This is a genomic window from Agarivorans sp. (assembly GCF_050295395.1).
Taxonomy (GTDB): Bacteria; Pseudomonadota; Gammaproteobacteria; order Enterobacterales; family Celerinatantimonadaceae; genus Agarivorans.
Genome location: NZ_JBNKPP010000222.1, coordinates 1 through 16,680, shown reverse-complemented (window position 1 = coordinate 16,680; position 16,680 = coordinate 1). Strand labels below are relative to the sequence as shown.

At 45.7% G+C, this 16,680-nt stretch carries 17 protein-coding genes; 14 read left to right on the top strand and 3 right to left on the bottom strand.

Annotation, left to right across the window (positions count from 1 at the left end; translation table 11 throughout):
* Positions 1-360, top strand: a 360-nt coding sequence (locus ACQY6Q_RS12545) for a DsbA family protein (protein WP_427981879.1), incomplete at its 5' end; no start/stop codon positions are given.
* On the opposite strand, the gene ACQY6Q_RS12540 is transcribed toward ACQY6Q_RS12545, so the two are convergent.
* Both ACQY6Q_RS12540 and asnS read right to left on the bottom strand, forming a co-directional pair.
* A complete protein-coding gene (locus ACQY6Q_RS12540; RefSeq protein ID WP_427981877.1) occupies positions 357-1,037 on the bottom strand; it encodes a DUF3334 family protein in 681 nt (226 codons plus the stop codon). The genes ACQY6Q_RS12545 and ACQY6Q_RS12540 overlap by 4 nt on opposite strands.
* A 190-nt stretch (positions 1,038-1,227) precedes the next feature.
* Positions 1,228-2,628 (bottom strand): asparagine--tRNA ligase, encoded by a 1,401-nt coding sequence (gene asnS, locus ACQY6Q_RS12535; RefSeq protein ID WP_427981875.1) that lies wholly within the window; start codon positions 2,626-2,628, stop codon positions 1,228-1,230.
* A gap of 153 nt (positions 2,629-2,781) precedes the next feature.
* Between asnS and ACQY6Q_RS12530 the strand changes: the two genes are divergently transcribed.
* Positions 2,782-3,144, top strand: coding sequence for a hypothetical protein (locus ACQY6Q_RS12530; protein WP_427981873.1), 363 nt, complete (start codon positions 2,782-2,784; stop codon positions 3,142-3,144).
* A 1-nt stretch (position 3,145) separates the two neighbouring features.
* On the opposite strand, the gene bioA is transcribed toward ACQY6Q_RS12530, so the two are convergent.
* Positions 3,146-4,417 (bottom strand): adenosylmethionine--8-amino-7-oxononanoate transaminase, encoded by a 1,272-nt coding sequence (gene bioA, locus ACQY6Q_RS12525; protein WP_427981871.1) that lies wholly within the window; start codon positions 4,415-4,417, stop codon positions 3,146-3,148.
* Positions 4,418-4,514: 97 nt separating this feature from the next.
* On the opposite strand from bioA, the gene bioB reads away from it, so the two are divergent.
* The 12 genes from bioB (at position 4,515) to ACQY6Q_RS12465 (ending at position 16,145) form a co-directional block, all read left to right on the top strand.
* Positions 4,515-5,567 carry a biotin synthase BioB gene (gene bioB, locus ACQY6Q_RS12520; protein WP_427981869.1) on the top strand — a complete coding sequence of 351 codons (1,053 nt, stop codon included), beginning with the start codon at positions 4,515-4,517 and terminating at the stop codon, positions 5,565-5,567.
* Complete coding sequence (gene bioF / locus ACQY6Q_RS12515; protein WP_427981868.1) at positions 5,567-6,739, top strand: 8-amino-7-oxononanoate synthase; 1,173 nt, start codon at positions 5,567-5,569, stop codon at positions 6,737-6,739. Before bioB ends, bioF begins: the two co-directional genes overlap by 1 nt.
* Positions 6,729-7,505 carry a malonyl-ACP O-methyltransferase BioC gene (gene bioC / locus ACQY6Q_RS12510; RefSeq protein WP_427981867.1) on the top strand — a complete coding sequence of 259 codons (777 nt, stop codon included), beginning with the start codon at positions 6,729-6,731 and terminating at the stop codon, positions 7,503-7,505. Before bioF ends, bioC begins: the two co-directional genes overlap by 11 nt.
* Positions 7,498-8,184 (top strand): dethiobiotin synthase, encoded by a 687-nt coding sequence (bioD, locus tag ACQY6Q_RS12505; protein WP_427981865.1) that lies wholly within the window; start codon positions 7,498-7,500, stop codon positions 8,182-8,184. Before bioC ends, bioD begins: the two co-directional genes overlap by 8 nt.
* A gap of 93 nt (positions 8,185-8,277) precedes the next feature.
* Positions 8,278-9,150 carry a protease HtpX gene (htpX, locus tag ACQY6Q_RS12500; protein ID WP_427981864.1) on the top strand — a complete coding sequence of 291 codons (873 nt, stop codon included), beginning with the start codon at positions 8,278-8,280 and terminating at the stop codon, positions 9,148-9,150.
* 198 nt (positions 9,151-9,348) lie between these two features.
* On the top strand, positions 9,349-10,326 hold the full coding sequence (locus ACQY6Q_RS12495) for an ABC transporter substrate-binding protein (RefSeq protein WP_427981863.1): 978 nt from the start codon (positions 9,349-9,351) through the stop codon (positions 10,324-10,326).
* On the top strand, positions 10,319-12,805 hold the full coding sequence (locus ACQY6Q_RS12490) for a putative bifunctional diguanylate cyclase/phosphodiesterase (protein ID WP_427981861.1): 2,487 nt from the start codon (positions 10,319-10,321) through the stop codon (positions 12,803-12,805). The genes ACQY6Q_RS12495 and ACQY6Q_RS12490 overlap by 8 nt, the downstream gene beginning before the upstream one ends.
* A gap of 140 nt (positions 12,806-12,945) precedes the next feature.
* Positions 12,946-13,527, top strand: a complete 582-nt coding sequence (locus ACQY6Q_RS12485; RefSeq protein WP_427981860.1) for a DJ-1/PfpI family protein — start codon at positions 12,946-12,948, stop codon at positions 13,525-13,527.
* A gap of 48 nt (positions 13,528-13,575) precedes the next feature.
* Positions 13,576-14,604 carry a DUF2157 domain-containing protein gene (locus tag ACQY6Q_RS12480; RefSeq protein ID WP_427981858.1) on the top strand — a complete coding sequence of 343 codons (1,029 nt, stop codon included), beginning with the start codon at positions 13,576-13,578 and terminating at the stop codon, positions 14,602-14,604.
* 72 nt (positions 14,605-14,676) lie between these two features.
* Positions 14,677-15,042, top strand: a complete 366-nt coding sequence (locus tag ACQY6Q_RS12475) for a hypothetical protein (protein WP_427981857.1) — start codon at positions 14,677-14,679, stop codon at positions 15,040-15,042.
* Positions 15,043-15,096: 54 nt separating this feature from the next.
* A complete protein-coding gene (locus tag ACQY6Q_RS12470) occupies positions 15,097-15,579 on the top strand; it encodes a GNAT family N-acetyltransferase (RefSeq protein ID WP_427981855.1) in 483 nt (160 codons plus the stop codon).
* A gap of 206 nt (positions 15,580-15,785) precedes the next feature.
* Entirely contained in the window at positions 15,786-16,145 is a 360-nt protein-coding gene (locus tag ACQY6Q_RS12465) for a group I truncated hemoglobin (RefSeq protein WP_055731756.1), read from the top strand.
* Positions 16,146-16,680: the final 535 nt, after the last annotated feature.

The following is a 16,680-nucleotide window of genomic DNA, read 5'->3' as shown; positions in this document are numbered from 1 at the left end:
AAACGTTCTACCTATCCGGCCAATCGCGCGGTATTGGCTGCCGAGAAACAAGCGGCCGGCAAGGCGATGATAAGTGCTATTCAACAGGCTTATTATTTACAGGCGAAAAACCCGTCAGAGTTTGAGGTATTAGTGGCTTTGGCCGAGCAGTTGAACTTAGACAAACAGCAGTTTATCGCAGATATGCAAAGTGAGGCCTTAAATCAACAGCTAATGGAGCAAATTGCGTTTGCCCGTAGTCTGCCTATTCAAGGTTTTCCATCATTGGTATTGTCTCAACATGGCCAACTGCATGCCTTGCAGCTCGATTACCGAGACGCTCAAGTCACGCTTGAGCATCTGGCTAGTTTATTGGCTTAAATGCCTAACTCATCTAACAAATCTTGATCAATGGTTTGCGCAAGATCTTTTGTTTCCTGATCGGCTTTCTTCTGTGATGCGGCTTGTTCGATAAGATCATCGGGATCAACATCATCTTCGGTTTCAAACTCATGAAGTTTAATAAACTCGGTTTTATCCATGGCGAGTTCTAGATAGAAGATGTTGTTCTTTTCCGTGGTAAAGGTCACGCGGCGCGCTTGCGGGCGATCCAAATTGGTGTCGATGGAAATTAATACCTGTTTATTTAAAGCCAACATTTTGGGTTGGTTTTGAGTTAAGGACGTTTGTAACTCTTTGCCAATCACGCCGGTAAAATAACCCACCATTTGGTTCATCAATTCACCCATTACGTTACCCACTTCGTCAGCAGTGTGCGCTTGGGCTAGCTCTGATTCAGGAATGCCCATGTGCAACATGTAATTACGGTAAATTTCCATCGCTGCATCAGCGGTAAAGTTAATCACCACTAATCCGGAGAAGCCTCCGTCAAACAACACGAAACAACCAATGTCAGGTTTTAAGCAAGTTTTGTTGATCTTCTGTACCATGGCGGAATACTTAATTTCGCTGGTGGTGGCTTTGCTTAATACGTTAGTGACCGAATTACACAGTGTCAGTAACACATCTTCGGTAGTAATGACTTTTAACTTTCTCATGAAAATCCTTTTTATTGCTTTGGTGCTTTTCACCAAGTTATGAGCTTAAGTATGGATGAAGTACCTTTAGCTGTATAGCGATGATTGCAGTGCTAACGCGGCTTATAGGTGTGAGTGTGAAGACGATCGAGAAATAAAAAAGCCCCAAAAAATGAGGCTTTTATCAGTAGTTGTTCGTGCTAACTACGGTTTAGTATTCAGCATTTTTTGGTGATCGAGGGAAGGGTATTACGTCGCGAATGTTACTCATTCCTGTAACGTAAGACACTAAACGTTCAAAACCTAAGCCGAAACCTGAGTGAGGCACGGTGCCGTAACGACGTAAATCACGGTACCAGCCGTAATCGTCTTTGTTTAGGTTCAGCTCTTCTAGACGAGCATCTAGCACGTCTAAACGCTCTTCACGTTGGCTACCACCAATAATTTCGCCGATGCCGGGTGCTAATACGTCCATTGCGGCAACGGTTTTACCATCGTCATTTTGACGCATGTAGAACGCTTTAATGTCTTTCGGGTAGTTTTTCACTACTACTGGCGCTTTAAAGTGCTCTTCGGCTAGGTAACGTTCGTGCTCTGAAGACATATCGATGCCCCATTCCACGTCGTATTCAAATTTACGGCCTGAGTCTTTTAGAATTTGAATCGCATCGGTGTAATCAACTTGAGCGAAGTCAGCGTTAACGAAGTTTTCTAAACGGCTAATTGCTTCTTTGTTGATGCGTTGAGCGAAGAAGTTCATGTCATCCATGCGCTCCTCTAGTACCGCGTTAAATACATACTTCAACATGTCTTCAGCTAGTTTGGCTACGTCTTCTAAATCGGCGAAAGCCACTTCTGGTTCTACCATCCAAAACTCGGCAAGATGGCGGCTGGTATTTGAATTTTCAGCACGGAAAGTCGGGCCAAAGGTATACACTTTAGAAAGCGCGCAAGCATAGGTTTCGGCGTTTAATTGGCCAGATACGGTCAAAAAGGTTTCTTTACCGAAAAAGTCTTGTTGGTAGTCCACCTCTCCTTTATCACCCAATGGCAAGTTGTTCATGTCTAGCGTAGACACACGGAACATTTCGCCGGCACCTTCGGTATCGCTGCCGGTAATAATTGGCGTGCTAACCCAAACATAACCTTGTTGGTGATAGAAACGGTGGATAGCCTGAGATAAACAGTTACGTACTCGTGTTACTGCGCCAATCACGTTAGTACGAGGGCGTAGGTGAGCATGTTCACGTAAGTACTCAATGCTGTGGCGTTTTGCCGCCATTGGGTAACTATCAGGGTTTTCTACCCAACCAAGTACCTCTACCTCTGCAGCTTGGATCTCAAATGATTGCCCTTGTCCAGGAGATTCAACCACTTCACCAGTTACTTTAACTGAGCAGCCTGTAGTGAGCTTTAATACGTCATTCTCATAATTGGGTAGGCTGTTGGGGGCGACGGCTTGAACCGCGTCGAAGCACGAACCATCGTGAATCGCCAAGAATGAAAGGCCTGCTTTAGAATCACGTCGAGTACGGATCCATCCCTTGATAGTAACTTGTTGACCAACGTTGAATTTTCCACTCAAAACGTCTGTCACTGAAGAATGCGTCATAGCAAACAACTGCTCCAATCTGATAGTGCTAATATTATAAGGCAACCAATGTTACTTCTTGAGGCTAAAGACTCAAGTAAAAATTGCTAAAACGCGGTAAATCTATAACTTATTGTAAGGAAACCTCGAAAACACACAGATATAGGAGGGTTGATGGGTAAAACAAATCGTAAAGAACGAAGAAAGGGACCCGATACCCTGCAAAGACTGATTGTATTGGTTTCCTTGCTAGCGTGGGTCATCTTTATTAGTGCCTTAGTGGTTTATCATTATGCACGGCCAGAAATTGCTTATAGTGCTTTTCAATCCAGCGGAACAGAAGTTTATCGTGACCACTGGGTTGAAGATTTAAGACAGGTATTTTTGTTATTGTTATGGACCTGCTGCGGTATTACCTTGGGTGGCATGCTAATTAACTGGAGCCGCTCGCGGCGCAGAACCGATTATTTCAAAATGAACACTGGTTTGTTGGCGGCCATCGTTATCGCTATTCTGCTATTTTACTACTTACCTTAACTCAAGCTTCTGCCATTACTTGATAAATCGCCGAGCTAAGTCGCTCCAGTTGAGCATCGCTAATGGTGTAAGGGGGCATCAGGTAAATCAATTTGCCAAAGGGTCTGATCCACACCCCTAATTCTACAAATTTCGCCTGAATTTGGGCTAAGTCTACCGGGTGCTTGGCCTCAACCACCCCGATCGCACCCAGAACCCGCACGTCGGCTACGGAATCCAAACTTAAACAGGCGGCCAAACCTTGGCTCAGCTGCGCTTGAATATGGTCTACTCGCTGTTGCCATGGGCTACTGAGCAACAATTCGATGCTGGCATTGGCTACGGCGCAGGCTAAGGGGTTGCCCATAAAGGTAGGGCCGTGCATAAACACTCCCGCATCACCACTGCAAATGGTGTGGGCGATGTGTTTGCTGGTCAAGGTGGCGGCTAGGCTCATATAGCCGCCGGTAAGGCCCTTGCCCAAGCACAAAATGTCGGGTTGAATTTGCGCATGTTCGCAGGCAAATAGTTTACCGGTGCGGCCAAAGCCGGTAGCGATTTCGTCGGCAATCAGCAATAAATCGTATTCATCACACAAGGCGCGCAGCGCTTTTAAATACTCAGGGTGGTAGATTCGCATGCCGCCAGCGCCTTGCACAATTGGCTCAATAATTACTGCGGCTATAGAACGGTGATGCTTAGCTAACAGCGTCTCCATTGGTGTTATATCGGCTTCGTTCCAAGGCTCATCGAAACGCGTCTGGGGTGCGTCACAAAAAAAGTGCTCGGCTAAAAAACCCTGATAAAGTTGGTGCATGCCACCTTGGGGATCGGAAACCGACATGGCGGCAAAAGTATCGCCATGGTAACCATTACGCACCGTGGCAAACTTGGCGCGGGGCTCTCCTTTGGCTTGCCAATATTGCAGCGCCATTTTTAAGGCCACTTCCACTGCCACCGAGCCCGAGTCACTGATAAACACTTGCTGTAGATTTTCCGGAGTCATGGCGACTAACTTTTTACATAAGTCGATGGCTGGTTGGTGGGTTAAGCCACCAAACATCACATGCGACATTTTACTGAGCTGTTGCTGAACGGCTTGATCCAATTGCGCAACTTGATAACCATGAATACAAGCCCACCATGACGCCATACCATCAACCAAACGGCGTCCATCTTCTAAGATCAACTCACAACCTTCAGCGGAGGCCACCGGATAACAGGGCAGTGGCTTCAAAGATGAAGTATAAGGATGCCAAAGGTGTTGCTGGTCGAATTGTAAATCAATGCTCATAAATTAACCGTTAGTAAAGTTGTTGTTTTTTTAAAGTTGACAGCGGCTTAACTGCGGCTAGACTAGCGGATTATTATTTCTAAAGGAAGTCCTGATAATGACCCAGACACTCCGCCACGATTGGACCGTATCGGAAGTAAATGACTTGTTTGCTTTGCCTTTTAACGATTTGTTGTTTCAAGCTCAGTGCGTACACCGCGCTAACTTCGATCCCAATCAAGTGCAGGTGTCTACCTTGTTGTCGATTAAAACCGGTGCTTGCCCAGAAGACTGTAAGTACTGTCCGCAGAGCGCCCATCATAAAACCGATTTAAAAACCGAGCGGCTTTTAGAAGTGGAACATGTGCTAAAAGAAGCTAAAAAGGCCAAGGAAAATGGCTCAACCCGTTTTTGTATGGGAGCGGCTTGGAAAAACCCGAAACAGCGTGACATGCCTTATCTCATTCAAATGGTGGAAGGGGTTAAACAAATGGGCATGGAAACCTGCATGACCCTAGGCATGTTAGAAAAACAGCAAGCCGAGCAGCTTGCCGAAGCGGGACTCGATTATTACAACCACAATCTCGATACCTCACGCGAGTTTTACCAAGAGATCATCACCACCCGTAGTTACGATCAACGCTTAGATACCTTGGAACATGTGCGTTCTGCCGGTATGAAAGTCTGTTCTGGCGGAATCATGGGCATGGGGGAAACAGCCACCGACCGCAGTGGTTTATTGGTGCAATTGGCTAACTTACCGCGTCACCCAGAAAGTGTACCGATTAATATGTTGGTAAAGGTGAAGGGTACCTTGTTGGAAAACGTCGAAGACATGGACCATTTCGATTTCATTCGCTGTATTGCGGTGGCGCGGATCATGATGCCACGCTCGCATGTGCGTCTTTCCGCGGGTCGAGAAGAGATGAACCAGCAAGTGCAAGCCTTGTGTTTCATGGCTGGGGCTAACTCCATTTTCTACGGCTGTAAGTTGCTCACCACTGCCAACCCCGATGAAAATCATGATATGCAATTGTTCAAAAAATTGGGGATCCGTCCAGAGCCGGCAAGTTTAAAAAACGGAACCGAAGAACAAGAACAAGATTTATATAAAAGCTTGGTTAAACAACAGCAAAAACTTAGCAACTCGCAGTTTTACGACGCATCTTAATGGCTTTTGAATTTATCCAAAGCCAGCTGGAGCAGCGTCGCCAACAGCAGTTATTTCGTCAACGTTGTACTCAAGATTCCGCGCAAGGTCGAGTGTTGGTTAGTGAAGGCAGGCAATACCTTAATTTTTCTAGCAACGACTACCTAGGCTTAGCTCGGCATCCTAAAATAGTTGAAGCTTGGCGCGAAGGAGCCAAGCGCTACGGTGTTGGTTGTGGTGGCTCGCCTTTGGTCACCGGCTTTCAAAGCCCTCACCATGACTTAGAACAGTTGCTGTGCGAGTGGCAGGGCAGACCTGCTGCCTTGCTGTTTAATAGCGGCTTTTCGGCCAACCAAGGGCTCATCAAAACGCTGCTCGGTAAAAACGATTTGTTATTACAAGACAAATTGAATCACGCCTCGTTAATTGAAGCGGGCATGTTAAGCGCTTGTCCGTCAAAACGCTTTGCCCATAATCAGCTTGAACAATTAACTCGACGGCTTGCTGAGCGAGACCAGCAAAACTGTTTAGTGATCACCGAAGGTGTATTCAGCATGGACGGTGATCAAGCACCAATAAAGGCCATGGCGCAGCTGTGCCAACAACATAATAGCTGGTTAATGGTAGATGACGCCCATGGTGTAGGATGCTTGGGAGAGCAGGGCCGTGGCAGCTTGAATCAGCAACAGGTAAATGCTGATGAGGTGCAAATACAGATGCTCACTTTTGGTAAGGCATTAGGAGTAGCAGGCGCCAGCCTTCTGTGTGATCAAGAGCTACATGATTATTTGATTAACTTCGATAAGAGCTATGTGTACTCCACCGCGATGCCGGCAGCGCAAGCGATGGCCATCAGCGCCGCGATAAAACTGGTGCGTGCTGATCATAGCCATCAGCAGCAACTACAAGCCAATATTCAGTTATTTAAGTGTTTAGCAGCTGAGCTGAAGCTCCCGCTTAGCCAATCAACTACCGCTATTCAGCCAATACTGATAGGAAGCAGTGAGCGAGCACTGGTCGCTAGTCAGCAATTAAAGCAGCAGGGGTTTTGGGTAACGGCAATTCGCCCACCTACGGTTCCCCCTAATACCGCGCGTTTACGTATTACTTTAAGTAGTCACCATCAGCGAGAGGATATTCACGCCTTATTAGCCGCACTGGCCAGCATTGTGGGTGAGCAACATGAACATTGATAAGCGTATAGTGGCGCAGGCCTTCTCCAAAGCCGCGCTCACTTATAATCAGTCGGCGCAATTGCAGCAGCAAGTTGGCCAGCATTTGTTGAGCTTGGCACCTCCGCGCTGTTATCAAACAGCATTAGACCTAGGTTGTGGTACCGGTTATTTTGCGCGGCCCTTGTTGAGCAAAGCGCAATCCTTATTGGCGATAGACTTATCCCATGCCATGGCCAGCCAAGCAAAGAGTGAACATGCCTCGATTACCGCCTTAGTTAGTGACGCCGAGCAACTGGCTCTGGCCAATAACAGCGTTGATTTGGTGTTTTCCAGCCTCGCATTACAGTGGTGTAATAGCCTATCTGGCGCACTGAGTGAGATTAAACGGGTCCTTAAGCCCGGTGGAGTGGCGCTCTTTTCTACCTTATTAGACGGCTCGCTTTATGAGTTACAACAGGCTTGGCAGGCAGTTGATCAACGGCCCCACGTTAATCGCTTTTTAACTCAAGCGCAGGTGGCTGATGCCATTAGTAATGCGGGTTTTAATCCTCAAGGCTTGAGCGCGGAAACGGTGATAATGGCTTATCAGCATCCTTTAGCCTTACTTAAAGATCTAAAAGGTATTGGGGCAAACTATGTGGTGGGGGCGAAACGTCGAGCTAGCACTCCAGCGCAGCTCAACAAAATGATCGAGATTTATCAGCAAGATTTTAGCTTAGCGAGTCAACCAGAATCGGTGAGTGCGACTTATCAGCTTGGCTACGGAGTATTAATTAATGACTAAAGCGGTTTTTGTGACCGGTACGGATACCGAAGTGGGTAAAACCTTGGTCAGCTGCGGCTTGATTGCCGCCTTACAAGCGCATTACTCGGTGGTGAATGGCTACAAGCCAATAGCGGCCGGCGCGAGTTATCAGCAGCACGGCCTAGTTAATGATGATGCCTTGGCGCTAATGCAGGCGAGCAGTGTAGATTTAAATTATCAGCAAGTGAATCCGGTGGTATTTGAACCGCCCATCGCTCCGCATATTGCAGCGCATTACGCCAGACAAAGCATTGATCTTGAGTTAATCAGCCAAGGTTTAGCCGAGTTAAGAGCGCAGTCAGATTGCGTTTTAGTAGAAGGAGCCGGTGGTTGGCACGTTCCATTAACTGAGCAACAAACGCTATCGCAATGGGTGGCGGAGCAAGCTTTGCCGGTGATTCTAGTGGTAGGAGTGAAACTAGGTTGCCTCAACCACGCTCTATTAACCGCAGAGGCGATTGCCGCTAGTGGAACTAAACTGATTGGCTGGGTGGCGAACAACCTAGCAGAAGAAACCGAAGTGTCGGCACAAAACGTTAATTACCTAAAGCAGGCTATTGCAGCCCCCTGTATTGGCGAAGTTCCTTACCTTACTGATCTCAACAACTTCTCACTAAAAGATTGTTTTAATATCAATAAATTTATTAATCAAATGTAAAGATAAAAAATACGATGTTAAAGCATTGAAAAATGTGAGCTATACCCAATATATTATAGGTGTTGAACAACTTCACCCCTATTGAGGAAGACGATGAAGCGTATATTGTTGTTTTTAGCGACTAACTTAGCGGTAGTTTTAGTGCTAGGTATAGTCATGAATATTGTGTTCTCTGTTTTGGGTATTTCTACTCGAAGCGTGGGCGGACTATTGGTGTTTTGTGCCATTTTTGGTTTCGGTGGGTCAATTATCTCCTTGCTGATTTCAAAATGGATGGCCAAACGTTCAACCAATGCGCAGGTGATTACTACTCCACGTAACCAAACTGAAGCTTGGTTAGTCGATACCGTAGCGCGTCAAGCCAAAGCTGCTGGTATTGGTATGCCTGAGGTGGCGATTTACCATGCGCCGGATATGAACGCCTTTGCCACTGGTGCCAAAAGAGATGATGCTCTGGTGGCCGTAAGCTCCGGTCTATTAGACAACATGACGCGTGACGAGGTGGAAGCGGTATTAGCCCACGAGATAAGCCACATTGCCAATGGCGACATGGTTACTCTGACCTTGATTCAAGGTGTGGTGAATACCTTTGTAATGTTCCTGGCACGTATTATTGCTAACGTGATTAGCTCTAGCATGAGCAATAACAACGAAAATGGCCAAGGCATGGGTACCTTTGCTTATATGGCCACCGTGTTCGTGCTAGAAATGGTGTTTGGTATTTTGGCTAGCATCATTGTGATGTGGTTCTCTCGTCAGCGTGAGTACCGTGCCGATGAAGGCTCTGCTAAGTTAGTCGGCAAAGAAAAAATGATTAATGCCTTACAGCGTTTAGGTGGAAGCCGTGAACCTGAAATGGAAGGTTCGTTAATGGCCTTTGGGATTAACGGTAAGCGTTCAATCAGTGAGCTATTCCTTAGCCATCCTCCTTTAGAAAAACGCATAGCCGCGCTTAGAGCCCGCTAAGACCAGTGTTTTTTGTAAAAATAAAGTGCCAATCTATTGGCACTTTTTTGATCTGGCACGTGATTTTTAATTCTAAAATTTTAAGTTTGTAATATTGGCTTTGTTTTTTGTGGTGTTTACTTTCTTTTTCCAGCTAAGCCAAGCAGAATAAGTTTTTTACCCAGTCGTCTACTCAGGAAGAGTGAGCTGTTCAAGGATATGAAGTTAAGTATTTTATATGATAAAAGCTGGCGTATAAGCCTGGTTGGATTAGTGTGTAGCTTGTTGCTAGCTTGCCAAATTCAGCAACAGCCACTTCGGGTTGCCTTGTCTCCTTGGTTGGGTTTTGAGCCGATCTTTCTCTCCAAACAATTAGCCTACGTTGGCGCGGAACAATATACCGTTAGTGAATTAACCACGCCTAGCCATGTGATGCATGCTTTAAAAAGCGGCCAAGTAGATGGCGCATTTTTAAGTTTAACCGAAGTCATTAATTTACTCGCCGAAAGCGTCGACTTAACCATTGTTGCTGTGGTTGACCGCAGCGTTGGCGGAGATGCCTTAGTCAGCCAAGCCGATATCTCGCAAGTGAGCCAACTTACCGGTAAGCGCATTGGTTATGAAAGTAAATCGGTGGCGTCTTTGGTGATGGACGATTGGTTAAACAACGAAGATGTGAATGCAGATAATTTTGTATTGGTTGAAGCCAAGTTAGATGAACAACTGGCTTTATTCCGTAAGGGGGAAATCAGCGCAGTAATGACTTCCGGGCCGATCCAAAGCCGTTTGGTCGACAACTTATCGGCCAATGTGTTGTATCAGAGCGGTAGCCAAGGCGAGCCTTATTATCGGGTCATGGTGGTACGAACTGAGGTATTGCACGAGAAGAGCCGCCAATTAGGCCAACTGTTGAGTAATTTTTTCGCTGCGCAAAGCTGGTTGCAAGAACATTCAAGAGAAGGCTATAAGTTGATCGCCAAACGTAACCAGCTGTATAGCAAAGAAGTTCGCCAAGCCTATTCGAAAATACAAATGCTAAACAAACAACAAAGTATTGCCTTGCTTTCCGGTGAGGTGATGATTGGTCATGCGCAGCAAAAGGCGCAACGTATGGCTGAATTAGAACTCATTCATCGCTCTCCTGATTTAAGGAGAAATTTTACTAGTGAATGGTTGACGGAGTTTAGTGGTGTTTAGCTTAAAACGCATTTCTCTAAGTGTGGTTATTCCTATCTTAGCCTTGGTATTGTTGTTAATTGCCCAAGGTTTATTATTAGCAGGCACCTTAAACGAACAAAAACAGCAGTTGGCCAAAGATACCAGTGTTAGCTTGCTCAACTCCGCTTACCAACTGCAACAAACCCTGTCAGATAGTCTGTCTCGTCATCAGTGGAATATTGCTGAGCGTCAACTCACTTTGTTTGCGTTAAATCATCAATTAGATTCACTACAAATTATTGATCCGCAAGGCTTGGTGCAGTTATCTAACAAACGTGCGGAGAAAAGCTTATTTGCTGCCGATAACGCTAACTTCTTCAACAGTGACTTATTCCAACAGGTGAGGGAGACGCGTTCACCCATCAAGCAAATTTTAGCTAAGCAATGGCAGGTAAATTTGTATTTGCCCTTAGACATGGGGCCGCGGGAAGACAGCTTACGCCGTCCCGAGCAAGGGGCGATATTTGTTAGCTATAACCTAGAGAACAGTTGGCTGGTCAAGCGGCGAGCCATTTTTGATGAAGCAGTTAAAAGCTTTATTTATATGTCGATTGCCATGTCCTTGCTGGTATTAATGTTAAACCGCTTATTGGTTCAGCCGATTAACCGTTTGGTTGGCCGCACCCGACAGATCCAAACCCAAAGTAATGCGCAAATAGTGGCAAAAAGTCAGGGCGAAATTGGCGCCTTAGAACATGCCATTGGCAAAATGGCCGATGGTATTCATAGTAGCTTCGCCCAGTTGCAACGCAGTGAACAGCGCTGGCAGTTTGCTTTAAGTGGTTCTGGAGATGGTATTTGGGATTGGAACTTGATTACCAATACAGTGTATTACTCGCCACAATGGAAAGCGATGCTGGGTTTCCAAGAGCACGAAATTGGCGAAAAAATCGAGGAATGGGAATCGCGCATTCACCCCGAAGATCTTGATAAAACTCTGAACGAACTACGTAAACACCTGAAAAAGAAAACCAAAGTGTATGAAGCCATGCACCGAGTTCGCCATCGTGACGGCCATTACCTGTGGGTATTGTCGCGCGGCATGGTAGTAGAACGTAGCGAGCGAGGCTTACCGTCACGGGTGATTAGTACCCAAACTAATATCTCTGAGGTGCGCTCTGCCCAAGAATTAGTCCGTTTTCAATCATCGCACGACGACATTACTCGCTTGTCAAACCGGCGTAAGTTGCTGGAAAATTTAGATTTAGAGATTGAACGTGGCCGTAAAAACAACAAAATTGGCGCACTGATTTATTTAGATATCGACCATTTTAAAAACGTAAACGACATGTTGGGGCATGCTGCTGGCGACTTGTTATTACGCTTGATTGCACACCGCTTAAGAGAAGGGCGCAGTAGTGCCGAAACGGTGGCGCGTTTAGGTGGCGATGAATTTGCACTGTTAGTACCGAATCTGTCTAACGACCGAGAAGAAGCGCAGTACTTAGCCAGTCAAATCGCCGAGCAGCTTGGTCGAGTGATTCACAAAGAGTTTGTGATTAAGGGTAACCAGATTTCGCTTAACCTTACCACCGGTGTGGCACTGTTCCCCAACCAAGACAGCAATGCCACTGAAATCCTCAGACAAGCCGACATCGCGCTCTATCATGGTAAAGATCATGAGCGCTCTAGTGTGCACGTTTTTTCTGAGAAAATGGCCGATGAAATTCAAGAACGTCATCAACTCACTAAGCTGATGCGTCACGCCTTAGAAAGCGAAGATATGGTGGCGTACTTCCAGCCGCGTTATAACGCCAATTACGAAATGGTGGGGGCAGAAACGTTGTTGCGCTGGTTCGACACCAAACTGGGTTGGATTTCACCAGGGCGCTTTATTCCTCTTGCGGAAGAAAACGGTTTAATTTTAATGCTAGGGCAATGGGTGATGCGTAGCGCCTGTGAAACCTTAAAAACGTGGCAAGACCGCGGACTACCTGAAAACTTTAAAACTTTGTCGATAAACGTCAGCCCTAATCAGTTCCACCGCGATACCTTTGTGCAGGAAACCTTGGACATTATCAAGGCTTCTGGTTGTGACCCGCGTTTAATTGAATTAGAGATCACCGAAGGCGTCTTGGTAGATAACGTACAAGATACGGTGCGAAAAATTCAGGCACTACGTGATATTGGAGTGCGTTTCTCGGTGGATGATTTTGGTACTGGCTACTCCTCTTTGGCCTATCTGAACAAACTACCAATTAACTGTTTGAAGATTGATAAGTCTTTTGTGAGTGAGTTACAAAGTGGTGGCAGTGAATGTGCCATTATCACCACCATTATCTCGATGGCGGAAAACTTAGACTTAGAAGTGATTGCCGAAGGGGTAGAAACCGAGTATCAACTGGAGTTTCTTAAATATCGTCGTTGTACGGTATATCAAGGCTTCTATTTCAGCGAAGCCTTGGAGCCAGAAATCTTTGAAGAACGCCTGTTTGTTGGCCAAAGCGCTATGGCTTAAAGCTAAATAAGTCATTCGAAATAGCTAAAGTCAAATCACAGAAACTGCTTTTGTTGCCATGTAAGTTAGCGTTGTTGTTACTCTCTTATTTGGCAGCATTTGCTGGTTAATTTTCAAGACGCCTAGCAGATGGAGGCAGAGTGAATATTGGGATCTATATCTACCAAGATGCGGAAGTCTTAGATTTTTCCGGGCCTTTTGAAGTGTTTAGCACAGCAAAAAGGTTACAGGCTAGCGACTGGACGGTGTTTTTAGTCGCCGAAACTCAAGACCCTGTGGTGGCTCGAGGGGGCTTTCGCGTATTACCCGACTATTCGATAGATGCTCTTCCTCCTATCGATCTATTGATTGTTGTTGGCGGAGTGCATACAGATGAAATGCTCAAACCCAATGTACTGGCTTGGATTGCTCAAGTCGACCAACAAGCGAGTAAAGTGGCATCGGTGTGTACCGGTGCATTTTTGTTGGCCAACGCCGGGCTGTTAGATGGCCTAGAAGTGACCACTCATTGGGAAGATATCGCCGATTTAAGCGCTGAGTTTCCGCAGTTGAAAGTAGTCAGTGACAAACGTTGGCTTAACGCTGGCAAATATACCACCTCTGGCGGAATATCCGCGGGCATTGATATGAGTTTATTTTTAGTAGCGCAACTTGAAAGTTATGCGCTGGCAGAGCGGGTTGCTCGGCAAATGGAATATCATTGGCAAAAACGTTGTGAATAATACGCGCTTAGGCTGATCATTAAGGCGCTGCTAGTAGAGAGACAATACATGGATGTAAGCAAAAAGCACCTAGCCGCCGCTGCGGCCGAAAATATCATTTCAGCTGAACAGGCCGATGCGCTGTATCGGTTCTTAAGCGAACAAACCAAAGATACGCCTAGATTCACCTTTACCCATGTGCTTTATTATTTTGGCGGATTGATCGCCATTGGCGCAATGAGTATATTTATGACGCTGGGTTGGGAGGCCTTTGGTGGCGGCGGGATCTTGGTTATTTCCTTAGTTTATGCGGCCCTGGGTTTGAAACTTAGCAGCGTTTTTGCAGCTAAGCAGCTCAATATTCCCGCCGGTATTTGCGCCACCTTTGTGGTGTGTTTAACGCCTTTGGCTGTATATGGTTTGCAAGTTTACTTAGGGCTGTGGCCCGATAATAGCGTTTATCGAGATTATCATCGTTACATACAATGGCATTGGCTATATATGGAATTGGCCACCCTAGCAGTGGGGGCGGTGATAGCTTGGAAATATAAATATCCCTTCTTGTTTATGCCAATCGCTGCCACGCTCTGGTACATGAGTATGGATATCAGCGCCATGCTCTCGGGCGGCGATTATTCCTGGGAATTACGAAAACTGGTCTCGCTATATTCAGGACTATTGATGATTGGTTTAGCCTTTTGGGTGGACATTCGCACTCGCAAACAAGCCGATTACGCCTTTTGGCTGTACCTGTTTGGGGTATTGGCGTTTTGGGGCAGTTTGTCTTTGATGCACTCCACCAGTGAGCTGTCAAAGTTCTTCTATTTGTGCATTAACCTCACCATGATAGGCATAGGTGTATTATTAGTGCGGCGAATTTTTGTGGTATGCGGAGCCCTAGGCGCCTGCGGCTACCTTGCTTATTTGGCGTCTAGCGTATTTAAAGACAGCTGGTTATTTCCGGTGGCCTTAAGTGTCATTGGCTTAGCCGTTGTTTACCTTGGCGTATTATGGCAAAAACACGAGCAAGCCATTACCCAAAAATCACGTGCCATATTGCCTACTGCTTTGCGAGAGTTATTGGAAGCAAAAGCATAGTGCTTTAGCTAATGTTTATGTTTATAGCTGCTCGTCATGCAGTTAAGTGTTTTTCAGTTTAAGAGGTAAAAAATGAAAAATGTTATTTGTCTTGTTCTCCTGTTGCTTCCTTTAATCACTAGCCCTGCTGCTTACTCACAGCAGGATACAGAGCTAAACCAATCGCAAGCACCAAAAACTGAGACTGAGCGAGCCAAGGCTAGGCTTATGGAAGCTATAAAGCAGCGAGATGAAGCCAAAAAACCAAAAAAAACCAGTCGAAAAGTCGGCGAAATTATGAGCGAACAACCGTGTGCATGCGTTTTTAATAATACGAACATGTGGAATCCTGAGAAGATCCTGTGGAAGGATCAGTATTACGTTTGTGGTCATTATTTAGACGATGGCCGCTGTGAATATGTGAAGCTCATGGAAGAGGCCACGACTGAAAATAATTAGTAACGTAGCAAGCTTAGCCATGCTCGTTTTTTTAAATGAAGGTAATAGATGTAAATGCCAATACAAAAGATTGTGGATGTTAACTGGCCGCAGATAGTTGAATTACAAGGGCAAGTGTATTTGTCTATAGAGCCAGAAACGCTGCAAGTGTTGAAGAGTAAGTGGTTAAATTCACCAGACAGCTGCTTCATATATCAAGAGCAGGGCGAAGTTATCGGCTACTTGCTGGCTCATGCTTGGCATGGGCAAACCCCGCCTAAACTATTTAAGCCCTTAACAACCAACAGCCAAGCTTCGGTACTGTTTTTACATGACCTTGCCGTGGCGAAAGCAGCAGCGGGTAGAGGTATTGGCAAAAGTTTGTTTACTCACCTCCTTAAGACGGCCCTGGCTAAAGGCTACCAGCAAATTATGTTGGTAGCGGTACAAGACTCATTCCCGTTTTGGCAGAAGCAAGGATTCAAAACAGTGAATCAGCCGGTTGACCCAAGTTATGGCGAAGCCGCCCAGCTAATGATTAAGACCCTTGTCGTATAAGTGAGACAATTAAAAATCCGCAGTCTCTATCTTGTATTACCACAGCCTTAAGCCCCACTGTAGGCCGGTTTGCAGCAGGCTAATGGCTAGCTGTATTCATTTGTATACTTCACCAAATCACAACTAGGCTTCTCGCCCAGAGTATTTGTATGGCATTTAAGCGGGGTGAACTATCCTCATAGAGTACTTCTTTAAAGGAGGAAGATATGTCTGATTCATTGTATGTTCGTTTAGGTGGCACAGAAGGAATCACCAAGTTAGCCGGTGATTTGGTAGATATTCATCTGGCAAACCCCAAAATCTCGCCAAGGTATGCAAACAGCAATGTAGCGGCTTTAAAAAATGGCGCAGCTACGTTTTTTATTGCCGGTACCGGAGGCCCCAACGTTTACCAAGGTAAGGATATGGTGGCGACACATAAAGGCATGAATATTAGCGGTGAAGAGTTTCTTGCCGTGTTAGACGATGCCTTAGAGGCGCTTAATAAAAACGATGTAGGCCAGCGAGAGAAAGAAGAGGTATTGTTCGTTCTTTATAGTATGAAGCCGGAAATAGTCAGCCTATGAGGCGATACCTAAAATGCTTGCTGCAAAGCTAATATCACTCTCCCTTTAGTCACGCTTTGTTGAGGGGAGGCGATGTTTGCTTTGCCAAGCCTTATTCTCGCCAATGTTCAACTGTTCAATCGCCACCTGATAACGATTATTCACGCTGCTTTTCGCCAACTCTTGAAAGCAAAAAAACTTAATACAGGCTGTTATTGCCGATCCCACCTTTGGCTTAGCTCAAACCCTTTAGCTAAGTTGGCCAAGCAAGCCATACACTGTTGTTATGGCTAGATAAATGCGGGCAAGATGCAGGCCTTAGCTACCAAGCTCTCACAATGTGCACGTTTCCCGTTTTGCTGCTCGTTAATATCAAACCATTCTGATAGAGTTGTTATTAATCAAGGGCTTCGCTGAGGCGAGGCTGAGTTAATAGCTTGATTAAATGCGCATGCGCGTTTTTCCAGTTACGTGTGCATGCGCACTATACAAATGTTATACGCCAATAGAGTATCGCGTGATTTTTAGGGCAAGGATGTTAGGTCAATAAAGAGAA